The following is a 21818-nucleotide window of genomic DNA, read 5'->3' as shown; positions in this document are numbered from 1 at the left end:
CCGACCAGCCACTTCAAACCACTTGTTATAAACAAACCCGCTAAGGAGTTTTTCATGCGCAAGATCAAAACCATCGACGACATAACCAAAGACGGCAAGGTCGAGTTTGGCGAGGGCTACGAGTTTGTGGGCACCGCCGAGGAGGCCGACGCCATCCTGATGCGCTCCACCGACCTGCACGGCTACGAGCTGCCCGAGGGCATCCGCGCCATCGCCCGCTGCGGCGCCGGCGTCAACAACATCCCCGTCGAGGAGTACGCCAAGAAGGGCGTCGTCGTCTTTAACTCCCCCGGCGCCAACAGCAACGCCGTCAAGGAGCTCGTCCTGGGCATGCTGGTGCTCTCGAGCCGCGGCGTGGTGCAGTCGATGAACTGGGTGCGCGACAACGCCGACGACCCCGAGATTCAGGTCGACGCCGAGAAGGCCAAGAAGGCCTTTGTGGGCCGTGAGCTCAAGGGCAAGCGCATCGGCGTCATCGGTCTGGGCAACGTGGGCTCCAAGGTCGCCAACGCCTGCGTCGATCTGGGCATGGACGTCTACGGCTACGATCCGTTCATTTCCGTCGAGCACGCATGGGTGCTGAGCCGCGAGGTGCAGCGCGTGGGCACGCTCGAGGACCTCTGCCGCGGCTGCGACTACCTCACCGTACACGTGCCCAGCAAGGCCGACACCATCGGCATGATCAGCACCGAGCAGATCGACCTGCTGGCCCCGGGCGCCGTGCTCATCAACTATGCGCGCGAGACCATCATTGACGAGGACGCCGTCGACGCCGCCCTGCGCGCGGGCAAGCTGAGCTGGTTTAGCTGCGACTTTGCCACGCCCAAGACCGTCAAGATGCCCAATACGTTTATCACCACGCACTCGGGCGCCGGCACCGGCGAGGCCGAGGCCAACTGCGCCGATATGGCCATCAGCGAGCTCAAGGATTACCTGGAGAACGGCAACATCGCGCACAGCGTCAACTACCCCGCCTGCAGCATGGGCAAGGCGCGCGCCGCAAGCCGCATCGCCTGCCTGCATGCCAACGTGCCCAACATGATCGGCCAGATCACGGCAATCCTGGCCAAGGACAACGCCAACGTGCAGCGTATGACCAACGAGTCCGCCGGCGAGAACGCCTACACCATGTTCGACACGGACGAGCACCTAGATAGCAGCACCATCGAGGCGCTCAAGCAGATTCCGTCGATGTATCGCGTACGCGTGATCAAGTAGCGTCGGCGCCAAGCCTGCCAGACAGGCAATGAAGCTCATTCGGCCCCCGTTTTCGCGAAACGGGGGCCGATTTCGTTGCTCCGGCTGGTTTTGAAAATGCTACCCAGAATAAGTTTTTTCGGATAATAGACAGTACTACCCAAATCACTGAGCGCACCTACTCTGATAAACAGCTTTATCAGGGACTTTAGTAGGTAAAAATCGATCTCTATATGCCAAATTTAAGGTGACTGTCCATTTTCCGAAATAACTTGTTCTGGGTAGCGTTTTTAAAGCCTATTTCAAAGACCAACTGAAGCCTTTTCGTAACCAAGCCCTAGCTCACGCGACCGTTTTCCACCAGCGCGGCTACATTCCCGCCCAATCGATAAAAATCTCCTCACGAAGCCGCCGTTCGAGCTCCTGCTGCCGCGGCGTCTTGTCTTTCAACGGCACATCAAGATAGGACATGATGAGTTCCATCACCACGCGGAAGGCATCGGAGTCGACCAGCTGACCATAGGTCATCAGAACGACAGGATATCCCATCGCTTGAAGGGCCGTCGTTCGATCGGAGTCCGAGATCTTGGATTCTATGGATCCGTGAATGGCTTTACCTTGACATTCAACCAGGCACTCTCTGCTGCCGTCCTTATTTGACAGCAGGATATCGGCGTAGCGCCTATCAAGCCCCGAAATCAGGCGGGCGCTGCGCGTCATGCGAATCTCGACGTTATTGGTAAGGCGCAGCCCTTCGCCGCCGCGCAACCTCGTAAGGCCAAACAGCATCGAAGCCTGGACCTCGAGCGGCGATGCCACAACCCCCGTAATGCATTTCGCGGCACGCGTGAACGATTTAGCACCGCGGAGCCCCTGGATCTTATTGGCGAACTCTGTAAGTTCAGAGAGCTCAATCAAGGGCGGTCGTTTCCACAGGTCCGTTGGATTCCCCGAGGCATCCTTTACGTTTTCCCAGCCCAACCGTGCGTCACCCCACCGGCTCCCATACGCCTGCTCAAGTGCCGACTTTACCTGAGGCGCAATCTTGCACACGGCAAAGGTGCCGCACATCTCATACATGCACATGATCAGGCGCTCATTTGAGACCGAGGAAGCCAGGGTCAGCAGGGTAAAGAGCGGAGACGCAACATCAAGGCCAAACTCTGTCTGCCGCACGGAGCCAAACGGCCTCTCCCCGTTCCAGACATGCCTGACAATTCGACCGCCCTTACGCCCGCAGCCGCCCCGCGCCAACACGTGTAACGGAGTGCCCAGGAAATACTTGACAAGCGGATGCTCACAAAGATGCTCCCTGCGCGGATCGTCCGCAGAATCGGGCAGGTCCGGCATTATTGCCAAGACCTGCGGAGGTATCCGGTGATACCGAAAGGCAGATATGTCGCACAGCATGTCATCCATGAAGGATACCTACCCATTGCGTCGTTTGAGAGCCTGCCCGGACGCCAAACGCGATGGCTCGGCCTGCGAACGGTTAATACTGCTACGCACACGTCGCGAATCCTCCAGGTGGCTTACAATCGGTTTTGGAAGCAAACTGATTGTGAGGTTACATATGGTTGATGAAAACTTTGCCTGGCGGCTTACGCAGGAGCTCGTGAAGATTGATAGCTCGGACCCGGGCGCCTACGAAGGCGAGATCGAACACTTCATTAAGAGGCTCATTGAACAGCAGCTGGCGCAGCTTGATAGTCCTGCGCTCGATGCCGTGCAGGTTGCAGAGCTCGAAGTACTCCCCGGGCGCCGCAACCTTATGGTCACCGTGCCGGGTGTGAGCGACGAGGCGCGACTCGTCTACATCTGCCATATGGATACCATCACCCTAGGAGATGGCTGGGACGCGGACACGCCGCCGCTTGGGGCGGTTGTGCGCAACGACAAACTCTATGGCCGGGGCGCCTGCGACATGAAGGGTGGTCTGGCTTGCGCCATTGCCGCGCTTATCCACGCACTCGAGCGCGTGGCGGCAGAGGGCGAGCTGCCCCACCGCGGCTTCTCGCTTATTTGCTCGGTCGACGAAGAGGACTTTATGCGCGGCTCCGAGGCGGCCATCGATGCCGGCTGGGTCGGCTCGCGCGAATGGGCGCTGGACACCGAGCCCACCGACGGACAGATTCAGGTGGCGCACAAGGGTCGCACATGGTTCGAGATCGAGATGACCGGCGTCACGGCGCATGCGAGCCAGCCCTGGAAGGGAGCGGATGCCGTCGCCGCCATGGCCGAGGCCGTATGCTCGCTTCGTCGCGCGTTTGCGGCGCTGCCCGCACATGAGGAGCTGGGTCCTTCGACCATCACGTTTGGACAGATCGAGGGCGGCTACCGCCCCTATGTCGTGCCCGACCACGCCAAGGTCTGGGTCGATATGCGCCTGACGCCGCCGACCGATACGGCCGCCGCGACGCGCATGGTAGAGCAGGCCATCGCCGGCGCCGAAGCCGCAATCCCCGGTTGCCATGGAAGCTATACCGTGACAGGCGACCGCCCCGCCATCGAGCGCGATCCGGTCTCTCCCCTTCTAGCCGCGCTCAAGCGCGCCGCCGATGACGTGACAGGCGCGGAGGCGAGCGTCGGCTTCTTTACCGGCTACACCGACACTGCCGTCATTGCCGGCAAGACGGGTAACCGCAACTGCATGAGCTATGGCCCAGGCTCGCTCGCGCTCGCCCATAAGCCCAACGAATATGTGCCCCACGCCGACATCGTTCGATGCCAGCGGGTGCTGATCGCGCTCGCCGACAACACGCTCTGGGGCGCGAATAGCCAAGTTGGGGCATAATAAGCCGCGAACAAACCGACTCGCGCGTTAGGACTGTCCATGAAAGCTCTTCCGTTTCCCTGCATCCGCCCGGCTCAGGACCGTGCGCTCGAGGCGCTGCCTGCGATGGACGGCATTCTGAGTGACAACGAAGCCCTGCGCGGTGCGATTGCCGATGGGCTCATGCTCAAGGATCCAGGTGCGGCATACTACGTGTACGAGTGCTCGGGAGAGCCGGGACGCGTAACGGGTGTCGTAGCGATCTGCCCGGTCGGCGTACTGACGGGTAGCGACGAGGCTGCCGCCGAGAGCGTCGACGCACTCGCCGCCGCGCGCGCGATCACCGAGCTCAAGGTGCAGCCGCGCCCCGTGTCGCTCGCCTACGAAGCCTCGCCCGTCATGGATATCATCCTTGGCGCCGCCAAAGAGGGCGCATCGCTCTACGCCGTCACCGATCCCGCAGGCATCACGCATCGCGTATGGGAAGTCAAGCGCGAGGACGCCGTTGCCGCCATCCGAGCCATGCTCGATCAGGCACCGGAGCCGGCGCCGGCAGACGACCCCGCCTACGCTGCCGCGCTGGCAGGGGCGGCGCAGCTCCTGGCAGACGAGGCCCGCGCAGCCGGCACCTACACGGGCAAAGAGCCGTTCAACTTTACCGTGGCCGTGCTGTTCCCCGCCGCGCAGGTCAGCGGCGGCGCGCCGCAGGTTCCGACGGGTCTGCTCACCCACCAGATCGCACGGTTCTAGCGAACTCAAACGCGAAGCAGGAAAACCCAGCATCCAAACAAACAAGGGGCGGAGATGCAATGCCCGTGCATGCATCCCCGCCCCTTTCGCATCAAACAATTACGCCGGCAAACCGCGCCGCGCCCGCGCTACCCGCGCCGCGGGCCCGCTGCCGCCACGAGCGGCTCTAGCCCCAGCTCACGCGCGTAATCCTCCTGCGTAAAGACTTCGACCAGTTCAAACGTATCGGTTGCATCGTCAAACGCAAAATGCAGAACCGAGCAGTTGCCCGGCACGCGCTCGCGCTCGTCGGCCGCCGCTCCCCTAGAGTGATCCAAAAACTCCTTGATGGCCGAGGCATGGCTCACCGCGAGCACGCACGAATGGTCCGGGCGTCGCATAAGATCGGTCAACGTCGTCACCATGCGCTCACGTACCTGCATCTGGCCCTCACCGCCAAACTGACGATAAAAGTCACGCCACGGACGCTCGGGCATCAGCATCACGCGCTCGGCCTCAAAGTCGCCAAAGAACCACTCGCGCAGGCCATCCAGACGCTCGTAGGCAAGGCCCGGCCACAGGCTGGCGATAGTCTGCTCGGTGCGGTGCAGCGTCGAGGTGTAGGCGTGATCGGGCTTAACGCCACGCGCACGCAAGAACATGCCGGCACGCGCCGCCTGCTCGCAGCCCAACTGCGTGAGCGGCGAATCGCTCCATCCCTGAATAATGCGTTTAAGGTTGAATATTGTCTGTCCATGACGGACCAGATACAGATCTTTGTTCATAGGGGTCCTTTCGTTCGTTACCAATCAAGGAGCGAAAACGCCCCGTCGCAATAGCCAAAATGAAGCACGGCACCGTTGTCGGGCTGCTCTCCCCCGCCGGTCACGCATCTAAGAAACTCCTGGCAGGCAGAGCCATGAGAGACCGCAAGCACACGATCGTGCTGCGGTCGGGCCATAATACGGGACAGCGCCGCGACCATGCGCGCCCGAAGCTCGCCTTCCGACTCGCCACCAAAGGCCACCGGATAATCGCCCCAGGGCTGCGGCGGCATATCGCGATTTGATGTGCCCTCCAGCGTGCCCAGGCGCCACTCGCGCAAATCATCGACCGGCTCTATGGGAAGATCCTCGCCAACGATCAGCTCGGCCGTGTGGCGCGCCCGACCCAACGGAGACGAATACGCGTGGTCAAAGGAGATGCCGCGCGCCTCAAACGCCGCGCGCGTCGCCAGTGCCTGCTCGCGCCCGCGCTCCGTGAGCGGCGAGTCTTGCCAGCCCTGCAGAATGTTCTGCACGTTAAGCTCGGTCTGCCCATGCCGAACCAAATACAGATCGGACACACGCCCTCCCCTCGCACCACCACAAAGGGGACAGGCACCTTTGTGGTGGTTTGCCGCCGGATCGCGCCGCAACGACGCAACTACACCAGCACGTCGGCAAGCGGACGCTTGGGCACGTGATGCACCTGCGCCTCGTCGCGCCAGTAATTAATAGAACCGTCGGGGTTGGAATCGATCGCGTCGATAACCTGGGTCTCGGCCGGCACGCCAAAAGCCATGATCAGCTTGAGCTCGTACTTGTCGTTATCGAGCCCTATCACATCGATCGCGCGGGGCGTAAAGGCCTTGAACATGCAAGCCGCCACCTCGGGCGTTGCGCTGCGCGCGGCGAGCATCATCGTCTGAGCCGCGATGCCCGTGTCGACCTCGGTGATAGGCGCGGCGGGTTTGCCGGGAACGGTGCGCTCGGCAAGAATTGCAATGTAGCCGGTCGGACGCTCGCCCTCGGCAGGACCCGGCCAGTCCTTGAGCGCCCCGGCCCATGCAAGCTCGTCAAACACGCGAGCGCAGTCCTCGGCACCGCTCACCACATGAAAACGCAAGCGCTGAGCATTGGCGCCACAGGGAGCCAGGTGCGCCAGCTCTGCCAGCTCGAGCAAAAACTCGCGCGGCACGCGCATGGACTCGTCAAAACGGCGGCATGTGCGGGCGCGACGGACCAGCGCATCAAACGCATCCAGGCCAAGCTTTTCGCAACCCTGCTTTGCCATCGACTCGACGCTCGACGGCACCACGGGAACTGCTTCGTTCATAGGGACCCCCAAAAAGCCAATTGTTCTTAGGAAAATCTAACCTAAAACGCAGGCAATAACGAACAGAGCTGCAATGTTCTACACCTGTTGAATAGAAAATCGCGACGTGGGGAACAACGGAAACAAATCGGGGCCTTTGGGTTACGTTTCGCCCTCCCCGGCCCATACGCCAGCGCCTTTAGGCGATACTGGTTGTAACGATCGCGGCTTACGCCGCACGGAAAGGAGGCCTCATGGGCATCTTTAAGAATGACGACCAGCAATCGAGTCTGTTTGGATTTGACGAGAAAAGCATGGCAGGCAAGGCGATTAAAGCCGTGCGCTGGATCTACGCCGCCACGGGTGTCATCGCGCTCATCGCCGGCATCGCGCTGCTGTTTGCACCCGCTAAGACCCTCGTCTTTTTGACGACCGTACTGGGCTTCTACTTTGTGATCACGGCTGGCGTCAGGCTGTTCACCGCCATTTTTGAGCCGCTGCTGCCCGCCGGCTGGCGCGTCACGAGCATCCTCGCCAACCTGCTCATCATCTTGGGCGGCGTGGTGATCCTGCGCAACCAGGCGCTTTCGACCGCGACGCTCAGCACGCTTGTGGTGGTCGTGGCCGGCTTTGGCTGGATTGTCGAGGGCATCATGTCGATTCTGGAGTCCGAGCTTTCTTCCAACCGCGCCCTCGCCATCCTGAGCGGCGCGCTCTCCATCATCGCCGGCGTGTTCGTGTTCATCTATCCGCTGTGGTCGGCAAAGATGCTCGTCATCTTTACCGGCGCTGCACTCCTGGTGTTTGGCGTGACGCTGGTTATTCGCGCTATCCGCTTTGGCAAGCTGGTGCACTAGATGCCGCGAACGCTGTTTATTGATGCCGACGCCTGCCCGGTCACGCGTGAGTCGATCGACTGCGCGCGACGGGCGGGTGTTGCCGTGGTTGTCGCCGGCAACAGCACGCAAAACCTGGAGCGGCACATTCGCCGTGACGACCCGCGCGATGCCGAGCACGCGCGACGTGGCTTTTGGGTCACAACGCTCGACGTGAGCGTAGGCGCCGATAGCGCCGACTTTGCCATTATCGAGCGTCTGCAGGCGGGCGACGTGGTCGTGACACAGGACATTGGCCTGGCCAGCATGGTGCTCGGTCGCGATGCCGCCGCCATCGGCGTGCGCGGGCGCGTGTACGACAAAGCCACCATCGATATGCAGCTGTTTATTCGTCACGAAGAAAAGAAGGTGCGCCGCGCCGGCGGTCGCACCCGTGGACCGGCAGCCTTCACCAGCGAAGACCGCGCCCGCTTTAAGCGCAACCTCACCGACCTGCTGCGCTAACCAAGGTAGATTTTTGGGACATGCCTAAAAATCTACCTTTTTGTTTTGGCGATTGGCGCGCATCCAACGCCGGTCATGGCGGTAGATGTTTGAGGCATGCCCCAGTTTTTACGGGATACCTCAAACATCTACTTAGAGGCCAAAAGCGGAAAGGATAAGGCCCCAGCCGGCGCCGATGACGTACATCATGACCAGGAACACGGCGTTTTCGCGGGCGCTGCGGTTGGTGCGGAACAGCACCAGGTAACCCACGCCGGCAGAAATGAGTGTACCGGCGAGCATCGGTGCCAGCTGCAGCGCGCCTTCCAGATACAGCTGCGTAATGGCCACGCTCGCCGAGCAGTTGGGAATGAGGCCGACAAGCGCCGAACCCAGGACGGCGAGCGTCTCGTTGCCGCGCAGGAACTGCTCGATCGCGGACTCGCCAAAGGTCTCGAGCACGGCGACCAGAATCAGCGTCACCAGGAAAATGAATACCGAAACCTGCACGGTGTGCGAAATCGCGCTGCGGATAATCGACAGGAAAGGCGCGCCTTTGCGTGAGTGGGAGTGACCGTGGTGGTGTTCGTGCTCGCCCTCGTGTCCGTGGTCGTGGCCATGTCCGTGGTCACGCTCGTCCTCGTCTTCATCACAACCGCAATGATCGCGCTCGCACAGCTCATGGATGTGGTCGGCGCTCACGCCCGCCTCGGCCACCTCGTCGATGATGTCACCGCCGCTGTGATCGTCATGTGCGCAGTTAACGTGCGCCGGATTGGCAGCGGTTCCCAACACGGTACGGCGGATCGCCGCATGAGCACGGGCGTTGCGACGCAGGCCGCGAATGGCGGCATCCACGATAAAGCCCGTGACCAGCGCGATCAGCGCCTTCGAAGCCAAAAGCATCGCCATAGTCTGCACGGGAACCTGCTCGGCAAGCAGCAGTGGCAACATCTCGTCGGAGGTCGAGAGAAACACCGCCACCAGGGTGCCCAACGTCACGACGCGACCGGCGTACAGCGTTGCCGCCATCGCCGAAAAGCCACACTGCGGCACCATGCCCAGCAACGAGCCAACCACGGGGCCAGCGGCGCCGGCACGCTTGATGGCGCCGTTGACGCGATCGCCCGCCACATGCTCTAACGTCTCGAGGGCCAGATATGTCACCAACAAGAACGGCACCAGCGAGAGCGTGTCCTTGCCGGCGTCGAGCAAAATATCAATCAGCAAATCCATGACGGATGGAACCTTTCGTGTCTTTCGGCAGCATTGTAAAAGTCCTAGCGGTCAACTAGGGTATTGTAGTTGTCCTAGGCGTGATGCCAATAGTTGCCTGTGGTAAACTATCATCTCGCCACATCTCAATGACCCCGAGCTGCACGACGCGGCCCGTCCAAGGAGCAGTATATGAACGTTTCGCAAGCACTCGAATACGAGCGCCAGCCGTTTATCCCCATGTTCATCTATGGCGATCACGCCGCCATGGAATCCGAGCGTCAAAAAGGCGAAGAGGCCCTCAAGGTGCTCGAGACCGAGTACTTTACCGCCGAGGGCGACCCTGGCTTCGACTTTGCCACCGTGCGCGACCTGGCCGACCGCAACCGCGACCTATGCGACCAGATTGGCGAGGCGCGCCTGCGCAACGTGACGCCCGCGACGCTTTCGCGCGGCCTGTCCGACGCCGATACCTGCGCCGCCATCGGCAAGATGCAAAAGCGCACCGCCGCGTCCGTCATGCGCGAGATCCGCGGCGACCGCGATGCGCTCGGCGTGGCGTACGCCCGCAAGCCCATCCAGGGCACGGTGCTCGGCATCGACATCGAGACCACCGGCCGCGCACCCGAGCGCGGCTACATCATCAACGTGGGCTGGGAGATCATGGAGCTCACCAGCGACGCCATCCCGCACGACGCCGAGGCGCACTACTGCGGCCTGCCCGATATCTACCGCGGCGAAGATGTGCCGCTGTCGAATATCCATCACATCACCTGGGACGACATCGACGGCAAAACGCCCTTCCGCGAGAACAAGGAGCTGCAAAAGCAGCTGCTCAAGCTCATGAAGAAATACCCGTACATGGCGCACAACGCCGCCTTTGAGGACAGCTGGTTCAAGATCCATCTGGACGGCTATGCCGAGGCGCGCCGAGCCGGCAAGATTATCGTCATCGACTCGCGCCAGATCTGCCGCAGCCTGGACGCCGACGTGCGCTCGCTCCCCCGCGAATCCGCGCCCGCCGCGCTCGAGAACTGGGCACGCCGTCGCGGCACCCTCGCGCCCGACGCCAACGAGCAGCACCTGGGCCTCGACGACACCGACCTCATGCTCCGCACGGTGCAGGCCGAGTTCAACCTCAAGAACCTGTTTGCCAAGTAGATTGCCAAGCAGAGGCGCCATTCGCGAGCAATACTTGCCGGACCATAGCGCCCCGCGCAAAAGCGACACGCCGAGGCGCCCCTCTCAAGCGACGCAATACGGGCCGATGTCCAAGCGGATATCGGCCTGTTTTTCGCGCCGTACAACGCGGCCCTCCAGTCCCCGATGTCTAGCCGCCGCATAACCAAGAACTTCATCTGCGCATGTTCAAGCCAAATTGCACATTTTTGTTGACGCCGCCTTTGCATCAAAACGATGCTGATCAGCATCAGTTGTGGAGGTCTGCGTAGCCAGCGAGCTGCGACAATGCTCCAAATATCATCTTTCTCCATCATTGACGTCAAGCGCTTGGACAGCTTTTGTTATGCCGCGACATTTTGCCTTGGCGTTCATTGCGAACCCCGCCGCCTGGTCTGCCATGCTATCTGTATGAGTATCGTACTTTCACATAACACGGCAAAAGCGGTCTACCAAGCCGCATACTCGGTATCCGCAATTGGCACCGAGCCCTGCAGCCCTGCCAAGATCTACGGGGCGCGCCCCAGCAAGGAGCTGCTCGACTCTGCCGCCGACTGGCTCGCCAGGCACAACGTCGCTCTGGATAACGATGCCCCGCTCGATACAACGGTGTTCGAGCGCGCAAACGTGCGCAGCATGACGGGCTGCAAGTGCCACGTATCATCCAAGCGATTCGCGGGCTCGCGCTTTATCAAGCTTGCCGACGACATCTATATTGTCGGCGTCGAACTCTGTGCGCTTCAGGCCGCAACCTATCTTCCCTTTCGAGAACTTGTGGAGTACTACTTCGAACTGTGTGGCGCCTATTCCCTTGGGCACGATGCCTCGACATCCTATACCGAGCGCTTCGCGCTCACCTCGACTTCGAGCCTTAAACATTTCTTTAACTCCCTCATCGACTGCAAGGGCCTCGAACTTGCCCGAAAAGCCATCCAATGCGTGCGGGACGGATGCCGATCGCCGATGGAAACGGCGTTTGTCATGATGCTCACGCTACCCAGGCGCGAGGGCGGTCTTGGCATTAGCGAGATCGAGACCGACTACGAAGTAAAGGTCACAGCTGCTGCAAAGAATCTCACGCGGCGCGAAAAGTTCTATATGGATGCATATCTCACGCGGTCCCGAACCGACATCGAATACAACGGATTTCAGCACGATGCCGAAGAAGACCGCGCCATTGACGAAGAGCGCAAGAACGCGCTGGCGTCCATGGGCTACGGAATCATTACCGTCAGTCGCTATTCCTTTATGCACGCCAGCGCCTTCGCCAGGGTTATGGAGGCAATCCAGCGAAAGGAGGGCATTCGCCCATCGCGCCTGCCCAAAGATTTCGCAATCAAGCAAGAAGAGCTGCGACAATTTGTGCTCAGGAGATTTATCGAGGAAAAGAAGCGTATTGAGGAGCTCCTCCGTCAAGACGCAGCGCAGGGTAATGCACTTGAGCTCGAGCGCGCAGTGCTCGAGGGCATCTCGCTGGACGACCCGACGATCAACAATGTCCCGGTCATCGACGACATGCAAGTCATCGAGCTGGATTGCCCGGAGTTCGCCCAAACAAGCACTTCCACACCCGAAGGCAGGGTGTACGGGGCCAGAACTGAGGCGGACTGACAGGGTGGGTGCCCCGGCGACGTGCAAAAACGGGAGTTTTCAGCAGAGCCGAGCATCCGAGGGCGGCCGAATTGCCCCATTTTGCACCGAAGCCGCTGTATTCGATGTAATTTAGGCAACAGTTGGGGAATATCTATTGCCATTTGCACTCCAGTAAAGCCCTGTGGCGGCAAACGACGCCGTATCATGCAATAAATAACCCCTCGTCGATGCTGAAAACTCCCGTTTTTGCACGTCGCTAGGGTACCCACGTTGGCATCGGCGGCCTTATCAGCACCAACCAATGCCCTCAGCCGCCTCTGGGGCCAATCGACAGCAAAAAATTTCGCAAATTATATTGACATATGAACATGCGCTCATATACTCGGAAGTAAGTTATATGAGCACATGTTCATATGAAAGGATATTGCAATGAGCGAACACGCCGATGAAATAAGGACCGACATCGACACCACCATCGTGCCCGACATCCCCACCACTTGCTCGCCCGAGGACCTTCCCGACGAGGAGCTGCTGTACGACCTTGCCGACTTGTTCAAGGTTTTCAGCGACACCACGCGTATCAAGATCCTCTACGCTCTCATGGGCCGCGAACTCTGCGTGGCCGACATCGCCGAGGCGACTGCGACCTCGCAGTCCGCGGTGTCGCACCAGCTGCGCACGCTCAAACAGTCGCACCTGGTTAAATTCCGGCGCGACGGGCGCAATATCCTCTACTCGCTCGCCGACGATCATGTCTACACCATGCTCAACCAAGGCATGAGCCACATCTGCGAATAGCGACCAACCACGGTACCAGTGCGGTCTGCACCCAAGCCGCAAATACAGGGAAAGGAACCCATCATGAAAAAGCAGTTCAAGCTCGACGAGATCGACTGCGCCAACTGCGCGCGTGAGCTTCAGGACGAACTCGCCAAGCTCGAGGGAGTCAAGTCCGTTTCGGTCAACTTTATGACTCAGAAGCTGACGCTCGAAGCCGACGACGCTGAGTTCGACGAGGTCCTTGATCGCGTCGTGGAGTTCACCGCCGACGCCGAGCCGGACTGCGAGATCATTCTCTAGCCTGCGCATACGCTGATACGCAAGGCCGCGCTTGTCGCGGCCTTTGTCGCGATGTTATATGAGCGGGTGTTCATACATTCAAATGGGAGGATACGAGTCATGGCCACCGCCGACCCCAAGAAGAAAAAGAAGAAGCGCAAGAAAAAAGAGTCACTCGAGCATAAACGCAACCGCATCCTGGTAGCGCTGGGTATTTTTGTCGTGGTGTACGCCCTCGATGAGCTCGGCGCCCTCACTATCGCATTTGGAGAGCCCAGCAACATCTACGCCAGCTTTGTGCTGTTCCTCGTGCCGTTTTTGATTGCCGGCTACGACGTGCTCCAAAAGGCATTCAGCAACATCCGCCGCGGCAAAGCCTTCGACGAGAGTTTCCTCATGGCCGTCGCGACCATCGGCGCGTTTGCGATGGTGCTCTTCCCCGATACCGACCCGCACATGGCCGAAGGCGCCGCCGTTATGTTGTTCTACCAGGTCGGCGAGCTGTTCCAGGCCTACGCCGTGGGCAAGAGCCGCAAGTCGATCAGCGCCATGATGGACATCGCGCCCGATTACGCCAACGTTGAGCAGACCGACGGCACGCTCGAGCAGGTCTTTCCCGATGACATCGCCGTCGGCACCGTCATTGTCATCAAGCCCGGCGAGCGCGTGCCCATCGACGGCGTTATCGTCGAGGGCGTAACCCAGCTAGACACCGCCGCCCTCACCGGCGAGTCAGTCCCCCGTACCGCCAAGACCGGCGACGATATCATCAGCGGCTGCATCAACATGACGGGTCTTATCCGCGTGCGCACCACCAAACCCTTTGGCGAGTCCACCGTCGCGCGCGTCCTGGAGCTTGTGGAAAACGCCAGCGAGAAGAAAGCACGCACCGAAAACTTCATCACACGGTTCGCCCGCGTCTACACGCCCGCCGTCACCGGCGCGGCGGCGGTGCTCGCGCTCGGCGGCGGCCTGGTGACCGGTGCTTGGTCCGATTGGATCCTGCGCGGCCTGACTTTCCTCGTCGTCAGCTGCCCGTGCGCACTCGTAATTAGCGTGCCGTTGAGCTTCTTTGGCGGCATCGGCGGCGCGTCCAAGCTGGGAGTTCTCATCAAGGGCTCCAACTACCTCGAGGCGCTCGCCGATGTGGATACCGTCGTCTTCGACAAAACCGGCACGCTCACCAACGGCACGTTCTCGGTCGTCGCGGTGCACCCCGAGGGCGGCTATACCGAGCAATCGCTGCTTGAAGTCGCAGCCCTCGCCGAGTCGTTCTCCGACCACCCCATCGCGCAGTCGGTGCGCGCCGCCTTCCAGGGCCAACTCGACCCCAAGCGTGTATGCGACTCCGCCAACGACGCGGGCCATGGCGTGACGGCGAACATCGACGGCAGGCACGTCGTCGTCGGCAACGCCAAGATGCTCGCCGCGTCCGGCGTTGAAACACCGGACTGTGAGGTCGTCGGCACTATCCTCCATGTGCTGGTCGATGACGTCTATGCCGGTCACATCGCAATTGCCGACACCGTCAAAGCCGATGCCGAGCAAACGATTCGCGACCTGCACGCCGCCGGCGTCAAGCGCACCGTCATGCTCACGGGAGACCGCAAGGAAGTGGCCGCCGCCGTGGCCAATCAGCTGGGAGTCGATGAGTTCCACGCGCAGCTTCTGCCAGGTGACAAGGTCGAGCGCGTCGAGGCATTGCTGGCGACCGAATCGGGCAAGGGCAAGCTCGCCTTTGTGGGCGACGGTATCAACGATGCGCCCGTGCTCACCCGTGCCGATGTGGGCATTGCCATGGGCGCCATGGGCTCCGACGCCGCGATTGAGGCCGCCGACGTTGTACTCATGGACGACAAGCCGTCCAACATTGCCCGCGCGATCCGCGTGGCTCGCAAGACCATGACGATTGTTTGGCAGAACATCATCTTTGCGCTGGGCATTAAGTTGCTGATTCTGGTACTTGCGGCACTGGGCATTGCCAACATGTGGCTCGCCGTGTTCGGCGACGTAGGCGTGGCGATCATCGCCATCCTTAACGCCATGCGCGCGATGGGTGTCAAGACCCTGTAGCATGCGTGGCTGTCCGGCCGGGCGACGCGGCACACAACGCGCAAGGGGCGTCCCCAACTGCCGGCAGAAAAGGAGCGTCCCCAAGTGCCGAGCCGCAGCTATAGCAGCCCAAAGTGCTTTGCGGCGTTGTAAATTCCGTCGTCGTCCACGGCGGTCGTCACGTAGCTCGCCGCAGCCTTTACCGTGTCTTGCGCGTTGCCCATGGCCACGCTCGTGCCCACGGCGGCAAACATCGACAGGTCGTTCTCGCCATCGCCAAAGGCGATCGCCTCGCTCGCGTCGATGCCCAGGCGCTCCAGCGTCGCCGCCACACCCAGGTCTTTACCGCCGTTGGCCGGAATAATGTCGCAGAACAGGTCGCACCAGCGCGTGGTGAGCGAATGCGACACGGCATCGGTCACGATATGCTCGTCGGCCGGATCCACAAAGGCGCAGAACTGGTAAACCGGCGCATCGAAGGCGTGCTCAAACGGCTCCTCGTGGTAGACGATTCCCGCGTTGTTACCGGCCGTCACCACGCGCTCGGACAGGCGGTTCACAAACGAGTTCTTGCCCTGCATGCACAGTGAGTCATAGCGCCCCTGCGCCACCTGGTCCACAATCACCGCAACGTCCTCCGGATCAATCGGACAGCTGCGGTAGACGCCCTCGGCATCAAAGCAGTGCTGGCCCGAAAGCGTAATGTACGCATCCCAACCAAGATCGAACAGCCAATCGGGCATCTGGTAGGTCGGGCGGCCCGTGGCGATCACGCACGCAATCCCCTGCTCGTGAAAGCTGTCGAGCACTTGCTGCGCCGACGCCGGAATCCGGTGCGTCTTAAAGCTCAGTAGCGTACCGTCGATATCGAAAAACGCGGCTTTGATCATCCTCGTCTACTCCTCGCCCTCGAGCTTCTCGCTCGCCTCGAGCCACGCCATCTCCAGCTCGTCCATAGCGGCGTGAGCCTCGTCGATCTTTGCCTGCTGCTCGCCCAGCGCCGTGTAGTTGGTGGGGTCGACCTGAGCCATCGCGGCCTCGGCCTCCTCCACGCGAGCGCGCTGCGTCTCCATCTTGCGCTCGAGCGAGCTCACCTCGCGGCGGAGCTTCTGGCGCTCGGCATTGGAAAGGCCATTGGGCTGACCGCTCGCCTTGGGCTTTTCGGCCGCAGCTGCCGCGGCACCGGTGTCGAACGTGCCAGTCTTGGCGCTCGGCGCACCCACGGGCTCGCCCTCGGCGGTGGCATTGCACAGGCGCAGGTACTGGTCGACGCCGCCGGGCATATGCGTCAGGTGGCCGTCGAGCAGCGCCCACTGCTGGTCGGTCACGCGCTCCATCAAAAAGCGGTCATGCGTTACCAGAATCAACGTGCCGGGCCAACCATCGAGCAGGTCCTCGACAATCGCCAGCATGTCGGTATCCAGGTCGTTGCCGGGCTCGTCCAGGATGAGCACATTGGGCTCGTCCAGGATCGTCAGCAGCAGCGACAGGCGACGGCGCTGTCCGCCCGAAAGATCGCCGATACGACTCCAGAGCTGCTGCGTCGTAAAGCCCAGACGCTCGCAGAGCTTCTCGGGCGAGGTCTCCTTGCCATCGATAACGTAGTACTTCTTGTAGTTGCTGAGCACCTCGCGGATCGTGTCGCCCATGTAGGGCTCGAGCTCCTCGAGCTGCTGCGACAGCACGCCAAAGCGCACCGTCTGGCCAATCTTCACGCGGCCGCGCAGGGGCGCGATCTTGCCCTGAATCACATCGAGCAGTGTGGACTTGCCGGCGCCGTTCTCGCCCAAAAGACCATAGCGGTCGCCCGCACCAATGAGCCAGGTCACGTCGGAGAGCACTTGCTTGGGCGTGCCGTCGGTATCGGCATAGCCGGCGTCCACGTCGACCACGTCGATAACCTGCTTGCCCAGGCGACTCACCGCCAGGCGCTTGAGCTCCAGCTCGTCGCGCACGGGCGGTACGTCGGCGATGAGCTCGCGAGCGGCCTCCACACGAAACTTGGGCTTGGTGGAGCGCGCCTGTGCGCCGCGGCTCAGCCACGCGAGCTCCTTACGTGCCATGTTGCGACGGCGCTCCTCGGTAACGGCGGCCATGCGGTCGCGCTCTACGCGCTGTAGGATATATGCGGAGTAGCCGCCCTCGAAGGGATCGACCTGGCCGTCGTGGACCTCCCACATGCTGGTGCAGACCTCGTCCAAGAACCAACGGTCGTGCGTGACCACGAGCATGGCGCCCTGGCCGCGCTGCCAGCGGGCCTTTAAGTGGCGCGCGAGCCAGTTGATGGTGCGCATGTCCAGATGGTTGGTGGGCTCGTCGAGCATGAGCACGTCGTAGTCGCCGATCAGCAGGCGCGCGAGGTCCACGCGGCGGCGCTGACCGCCCGAAAGCTCGCCCACCGTGCCCTCCCAGGGCACATCGCTAATAAGGCCGGCCAGGATCTGGCGCGTACGCGGGCTCGAGGCCCATTCGTACTCGGGCGTGTCGCCGACGACGGCATGATGCACGGTGTCGGTATCGACCAGGTTGTCCTTTTGGCCGAGCAAACCAATCGTCGTGTCGCGGCGATGCGTCACGCGGCCGTCGTCGGGTTCCAGTGTGCCGGCGAGCACACTCAGCAGCGTCGACTTGCCGTCGCCGTTTTTACCGACGATACCAATACGGTCGCCCTCGTCCACGCCGAGCGTCACGCTATCGAAAATATGCTTAGTGGGAAACTCTAGGCTGACGGAATCGCATCCCAAAAGAATCGCCATATGCCCTGCTCCTTCGTAGAAATTCAACGTTGTCCATGATAGCAGCGAGCCCCACCCCAAACCACCACGAAGGTGCCTGTCCCCTTTGTGGTGGTCGTTTCGGTCGCAGAGCAAAAAGGCGGGCTATCTCCCGCAAGAGATGACCCGCCTCTCCAATCAGTCCCGCGGCAACCATGGCCGCCGCGGGCCTCAAGCATGTCCCGGACTAGGAGAACATGCCGGTGAGGTAATCATTCAGCCGCTTATCCTTGGGCCGTTGGAAAATCTCGTCGGTCTCGTCGTACTCGACCATATCGCCCATGTAGAAAAACGCCGTGCGGTTGGACACGCGCGCCGCCTGCTCCATGTTGTGCGTCACGATGACGATGGCGCGGTCGGCAACAATCGATGACATCAGGTCCTCGATTGCCAGCGTCGAGATGGGGTCGAGCGCCGAGCAGGGCTCGTCAAACAGAATCACGTCGGGATTGAGCGCCAGCGTGCGCGCAATGCACAGGCGTTGCTGCTGGCCGCCCGAAAGCGCGTAGGCGCTCTTGTCGAGCTTGTCCTTGACCTCGTCCCACAGCGCCGCGCCGCGCAGGCTTTCCTCGACCATGCGATCGAGCTCGTCGCGGTCAGTAATGCCGTGGCGTTTGGGCGCAAACGTGATGTTGTCGCGAATGGACTTGCGAAAGGGGTTGGGCTGCTGGAACACCATGCCAATGGAGCGACGCAGCTCGTAGGTGTTCTCGGTCTTGGTGTTCACGTTGCGCCCGCGGTAGTTGATCTCGCCCTCCACGCGGCAGCCGCGAATCTCGCGATTCATAAGGTTGAGGCTGCGCAAAAAGGTCGACTTACCGCAGCCCGAAGGCCCGATGAGCGCCGTGATCTCGCCCTTGTGAAAGTCGAGCGACGTATCGTGCAGCGCATGGTGGTCGCCATAGTAAACGTTGACGTCCTTGGTGGAAAGCACGACCTCGTCGCTCACGGCTTTGCCGCTTACGCGCACGCGCTTCTCGCTCTCCCCCACGCTCGACAAAAAGTCCTGGGTCTCGGACGCGGCCGCCTCGGTTGCGGGCGTTGCATTTATCTCGCTCATTCGGCCGTCATCCTCCTTGCCAGTTGCTTGCCCACGATACGGGCGACTACGTTAAACAGCAGCACGCAGATCATCAGCAGTGCCGCGGTGCCCCAAACAATCTGCTGGGCCTCGGGGCTGCCCTCGCCGTAGATCTTATAGATGTGCACGGCGAGCGACTCACCGGGGCGGAACACGTTCCAGGCGCAAGTGGGACTCGACAGGTTAAAGCTCAAGAAGTTCAGGCGAACCGGCGAGCTCATGCCCGAGGTAAAGAGCAGCGCCGCGGCCTCGCCAAACACACGGCCGGCCGAAAGCACGATGCCGGTCACGATAGCGGGCATGGCCTCGGGGATCAGGATGTGCAGCGTGGCCTCCCAGCGGGTGAGGCCCATGGCCAGGCACGCATCGCGCTGGGCCTGCGGCACGTCCTCGAGCGCCTGCTGGACCACGCGCACCAGGATGGGGATGTTGAACATGGTGAGCGCGACGGCGCCGGAGATGATGGAGTACTTCCAGCCCAGCTGCACCGAGAACACCAGAAAGCCGAACATGCCGACGACGATGGAAGGCAGCGAGGACAGCGTCTCGATGGCGGTGGAGGCGATGTCACGGATGGGGCCGTCCGGCGCGTACTCAACCAGGAAAACCGCGCCGCCCAAGCTGATGGGCACCGAGATACCTAGGGTGATCAACAGCAGATAGAACGAGTCGAACAGCTGGTAGAGCACGCCGCCCTGGGTTCCGTTGGCGCGCGCGGGCTGCGTGAGAAAGCCCGGCTGGAACAGCGTCGAGATGCCCTCGAACAGAATATAGGCCACCATGGAGACGACGATGAGCATGACGATGGCGACGATTGCCGTCAGCACGCCCGTGGCGATGCGGTCCTGCTTTTGGACGCGCCTGAGTCTCGCCTCGTCGATATGAATGCGCGTGCTAGCCACGAGCCTTCGCCCCCTTGCGGCCGATAAGGTGGATGATCAGGATAAAGATGAGGCTCATGCCCATCAGCAGCAGACCGAGCGCCCACAGGACATCGTCTTGGGCAGAGCCCTCGGCATAGACCGCCATAGACGTGGTGAGCGTGGTGGTGATGGTGGAGGCCGGCGACAGCAGCGACGTCGGCATGGCCTCGATGCCGCCGATAACCATGCGCACGGCGAGCGTCTCGCCAAAGGCGCGGGTCATGCCAAGGATGACCGCGGTCATGAGCGACGGCATGGCGGATTTGAGTACCACGTGCCAGATGGTCTGCCAGCGGGTGTAGCCCAGCGCGAGCGAACCCTGACGGTAGCTATCGGGCACGGCACGCAGGCCATCGACCGAAAGGGTGGTCATCGTCGGCAAGATCATGACGGCCAGCACAATGGCGCCGGGCAAGATGCCCAGGCCCGTGCTCACGTGGAAAACGCTCTTCATAAGACCGACGACCACGTGAAAGCCGACCAGGCCAAAGACGACCGAGGGAATGCCGGTCAAAAGCTCAATAAGCGGCTGAAACACCTTGGAGCCAAACTTAGGGCTAATCTCGACCGCAAAGATGGCAGAGCCGATGGCGATGGGCAGCGCGATAAGCGTGGAGAGCACCATGACCGCAAACGAGGTGACGATCAGGGGCAGGGCGCCGGTATAGGGCAGGCCGTTTTCGGCCGTGTTGGCCAGGTCCCACTTGGTGCCGGTAAAGAACTCGACGACCGAAACGCCGTCCTTGAGAAAAGCCGAGAGGCCCTTTTGGGCGACCATAAAGATGAGCGCGGCAACGACAAGCGTCACGAGCGCTACGCACGCGCCCGTGACGCTCAGGCCCACGTTCTCAAGGTCGCGCTTTGGCAGCTGTTTTGCCATTGCAAACCTTTCCGGGGCGATTACTTATTTAGCGGAGACCTTGCCACTGGCGTCCTTGACGACCTTCATGGCAGAGACGGGGATAAAGCCCTGCTCCTCGACAAGTTTGCCCTGGACGTCGTCGGAAAGCATGAACTCCAGGAAGGCCTTGGTGGCATCGTCGGCGTCCTTTGCGCAGTACATGTGCTCGGTCGCCCAGATCTTAAAGGAGTCGTCGGTGACGTTTGCGCTCTTGGGCTCCACGCCCTCGACCTTGATGGCGTTGAACTTGGAGTCGTCGAAGTGCGAGAAGTCGAGGTAGGAGATGGCGTTGTCGGTGCTGGCCATCTGAGTCTGGACGTCGCCGGACTTGTCGAGCTCGGCGTCGCCCTTAAAGTCGACGGCCTCGTCACCAAAGACGGCGGCCTCAAAGGTGGCGCGGGTGCCTGAGCCGGCCTTGCGGTTGAGAACGACGATGGTGGCGTCGTCGCCGCCGACCTCCTTCCAGTTGGTGATCTGGCCGGAGAAGATGCCCTTGAGCTGCTCGAGGGACAAGTCGTCGACCTTCACGTTCTTGGAGACGACGGGACCCATGCCCACGACGGCGACCTCGTGGTCGACGAGGTTCTTGACCTGGTCGGCCTCGAGCTTGGTCTCGGCGAAGACGTCGGAGTTACCGATGGTGACGGTACCGGCGGCAACGGCGGTCAGGCCCTTGCCCGAACCGTTGCCCGAGCCAGAGACGGAGACGTCCGGGTTGGCGTCCATGAACTTCTCGGCAGCGGCCTCGACGAGAGCCTGGAACGAGGAGGCGCCGTCGTAGGTCACCTCGCCGGAGACGGACTCGGCAGCGGCGCTGCCCTTGTCGGCGGCGTTGGAAGCGCCTGCGCCGCCGCAACCAACGAGGCCGAGGCCCACGAAGCTGGCAAGACCACCAGCGAGGCCGAGGAACTGACGACGAGAATAAGCCTGATCGAGCATAATCTTCC

At 61.5% G+C, this 21818-nt stretch carries 21 protein-coding genes; 10 read left to right on the top strand and 11 right to left on the bottom strand.

The genetic code is table 11. The features are described from left to right. Positions 1-54: 54 nt before the first annotated feature. Positions 55-1218 carry a phosphoglycerate dehydrogenase gene (locus ACTQX9_RS04020; RefSeq protein WP_195544739.1) on the top strand — a complete coding sequence of 388 codons (1164 nt, stop codon included), beginning with the start codon at positions 55-57 and terminating at the stop codon, positions 1216-1218. A gap of 348 nt (positions 1219-1566) precedes the next feature. On the opposite strand, the gene ACTQX9_RS04015 is transcribed toward ACTQX9_RS04020, so the two are convergent. After that, positions 1567-2373: a hypothetical protein gene (locus ACTQX9_RS04015; protein ID WP_441540555.1), complete on the bottom strand. Its 807-nt coding sequence runs from the start codon at positions 2371-2373 to the stop codon at positions 1567-1569. Between the two features lie 397 nt (positions 2374-2770). On the opposite strand from ACTQX9_RS04015, the gene ACTQX9_RS04010 reads away from it, so the two are divergent. Next, entirely contained in the window at positions 2771-3991 is a 1221-nt protein-coding gene (locus ACTQX9_RS04010; RefSeq protein ID WP_441540554.1) for a M20 family metallopeptidase, read from the top strand. Positions 3992-4030: 39 nt separating this feature from the next. After that, complete coding sequence (locus ACTQX9_RS04005) at positions 4031-4720, top strand: DUF1015 family protein (protein WP_441540553.1); 690 nt, start codon at positions 4031-4033, stop codon at positions 4718-4720. A gap of 128 nt (positions 4721-4848) precedes the next feature. Here the strand turns inward: ACTQX9_RS04005 and ACTQX9_RS04000 are convergent, their stop codons facing one another. The 3 genes from ACTQX9_RS04000 to ACTQX9_RS03990 all read right to left on the bottom strand — a co-directional run bounded on the left by ACTQX9_RS04000 (position 4849) and on the right by ACTQX9_RS03990 (position 6796). Beyond that, positions 4849-5484: a histidine phosphatase family protein gene (locus tag ACTQX9_RS04000; RefSeq protein ID WP_441540552.1), complete on the bottom strand. Its 636-nt coding sequence runs from the start codon at positions 5482-5484 to the stop codon at positions 4849-4851. A gap of 17 nt (positions 5485-5501) precedes the next feature. Further along, positions 5502-6044: a histidine phosphatase family protein gene (locus ACTQX9_RS03995; protein WP_427747436.1), complete on the bottom strand. Its 543-nt coding sequence runs from the start codon at positions 6042-6044 to the stop codon at positions 5502-5504. Positions 6045-6124: 80 nt separating this feature from the next. Then, complete coding sequence (locus ACTQX9_RS03990; RefSeq protein WP_441540551.1) at positions 6125-6796, bottom strand: nitroreductase family protein; 672 nt, start codon at positions 6794-6796, stop codon at positions 6125-6127. A gap of 233 nt (positions 6797-7029) precedes the next feature. On the opposite strand from ACTQX9_RS03990, the gene ACTQX9_RS03985 reads away from it, so the two are divergent. Both ACTQX9_RS03985 and ACTQX9_RS03980 read left to right on the top strand, forming a co-directional pair. Next, positions 7030-7632 carry an HdeD family acid-resistance protein gene (locus ACTQX9_RS03985; protein WP_118099399.1) on the top strand — a complete coding sequence of 201 codons (603 nt, stop codon included), beginning with the start codon at positions 7030-7032 and terminating at the stop codon, positions 7630-7632. Further along, positions 7633-8115, top strand: a complete 483-nt coding sequence (locus tag ACTQX9_RS03980) for a YaiI/YqxD family protein (protein WP_154515742.1) — start codon at positions 7633-7635, stop codon at positions 8113-8115. Positions 8116-8247: 132 nt separating this feature from the next. Here ACTQX9_RS03980 and ACTQX9_RS03975 read toward each other — a convergent pair whose 3' ends face one another. Beyond that, on the bottom strand, positions 8248-9330 hold the full coding sequence (locus ACTQX9_RS03975; protein WP_441540550.1) for a putative manganese transporter: 1083 nt from the start codon (positions 9328-9330) through the stop codon (positions 8248-8250). Positions 9331-9501: 171 nt separating this feature from the next. Between ACTQX9_RS03975 and ACTQX9_RS03970 the strand changes: the two genes are divergently transcribed. The 5 genes from ACTQX9_RS03970 (at position 9502) to ACTQX9_RS03950 (ending at position 15213) form a co-directional block, all read left to right on the top strand. Next, a complete protein-coding gene (locus ACTQX9_RS03970) occupies positions 9502-10470 on the top strand; it encodes a 3'-5' exonuclease (protein WP_441054088.1) in 969 nt (322 codons plus the stop codon). 429 nt (positions 10471-10899) lie between these two features. Next, positions 10900-12099 (top strand): hypothetical protein, encoded by a 1200-nt coding sequence (locus tag ACTQX9_RS03965; protein WP_441540549.1) that lies wholly within the window; start codon positions 10900-10902, stop codon positions 12097-12099. Positions 12100-12510: 411 nt separating this feature from the next. Continuing rightward, positions 12511-12879 (top strand): ArsR/SmtB family transcription factor, encoded by a 369-nt coding sequence (locus tag ACTQX9_RS03960; RefSeq protein ID WP_117794534.1) that lies wholly within the window; start codon positions 12511-12513, stop codon positions 12877-12879. 63 nt (positions 12880-12942) lie between these two features. After that, positions 12943-13161: a cation transporter gene (locus ACTQX9_RS03955; RefSeq protein WP_117583778.1), complete on the top strand. Its 219-nt coding sequence runs from the start codon at positions 12943-12945 to the stop codon at positions 13159-13161. Between the two features lie 99 nt (positions 13162-13260). Beyond that, positions 13261-15213, top strand: coding sequence for a heavy metal translocating P-type ATPase (locus ACTQX9_RS03950; RefSeq protein WP_441540548.1), 1953 nt, complete (start codon positions 13261-13263; stop codon positions 15211-15213). A 98-nt stretch (positions 15214-15311) separates the two neighbouring features. Here the strand turns inward: ACTQX9_RS03950 and ACTQX9_RS03945 are convergent, their stop codons facing one another. The 6 genes from ACTQX9_RS03945 to ACTQX9_RS03920 all read right to left on the bottom strand — a co-directional run bounded on the left by ACTQX9_RS03945 (position 15312) and on the right by ACTQX9_RS03920 (position 21810). Further along, positions 15312-16082 carry a Cof-type HAD-IIB family hydrolase gene (locus tag ACTQX9_RS03945; protein ID WP_441540547.1) on the bottom strand — a complete coding sequence of 257 codons (771 nt, stop codon included), beginning with the start codon at positions 16080-16082 and terminating at the stop codon, positions 15312-15314. A 6-nt stretch (positions 16083-16088) separates the two neighbouring features. Beyond that, on the bottom strand, positions 16089-17948 hold the full coding sequence (locus ACTQX9_RS03940; RefSeq protein WP_441540546.1) for an ABC-F family ATP-binding cassette domain-containing protein: 1860 nt from the start codon (positions 17946-17948) through the stop codon (positions 16089-16091). 205 nt (positions 17949-18153) lie between these two features. Beyond that, on the bottom strand, positions 18154-19026 hold the full coding sequence (pstB, locus tag ACTQX9_RS03935) for a phosphate ABC transporter ATP-binding protein PstB (RefSeq protein ID WP_441540545.1): 873 nt from the start codon (positions 19024-19026) through the stop codon (positions 18154-18156). After that, positions 19023-19949 carry a phosphate ABC transporter permease PstA gene (gene pstA, locus ACTQX9_RS03930; RefSeq protein WP_441540544.1) on the bottom strand — a complete coding sequence of 309 codons (927 nt, stop codon included), beginning with the start codon at positions 19947-19949 and terminating at the stop codon, positions 19023-19025. The genes pstB and pstA overlap by 4 nt, the downstream gene beginning before the upstream one ends. Continuing rightward, positions 19942-20850, bottom strand: a complete 909-nt coding sequence (pstC, locus tag ACTQX9_RS03925; RefSeq protein ID WP_441540543.1) for a phosphate ABC transporter permease subunit PstC — start codon at positions 20848-20850, stop codon at positions 19942-19944. The genes pstA and pstC overlap by 8 nt, the downstream gene beginning before the upstream one ends. Before the next feature lie 24 nt (positions 20851-20874). After that, positions 20875-21810 (bottom strand): phosphate ABC transporter substrate-binding protein, encoded by a 936-nt coding sequence (locus ACTQX9_RS03920; RefSeq protein WP_154515770.1) that lies wholly within the window; start codon positions 21808-21810, stop codon positions 20875-20877. Between the last annotated feature and the right edge of the window lie 8 nt (positions 21811-21818).

This window comes from Collinsella sp. LCP19S3_F2 (assembly GCF_052121015.1).
GTDB lineage: Bacteria > Actinomycetota > Coriobacteriia > Coriobacteriales > Coriobacteriaceae > Collinsella.
Note: the sequence above shows the minus strand (reverse complement) of the source record. Positions and strands in the feature narration are given on the sequence as shown.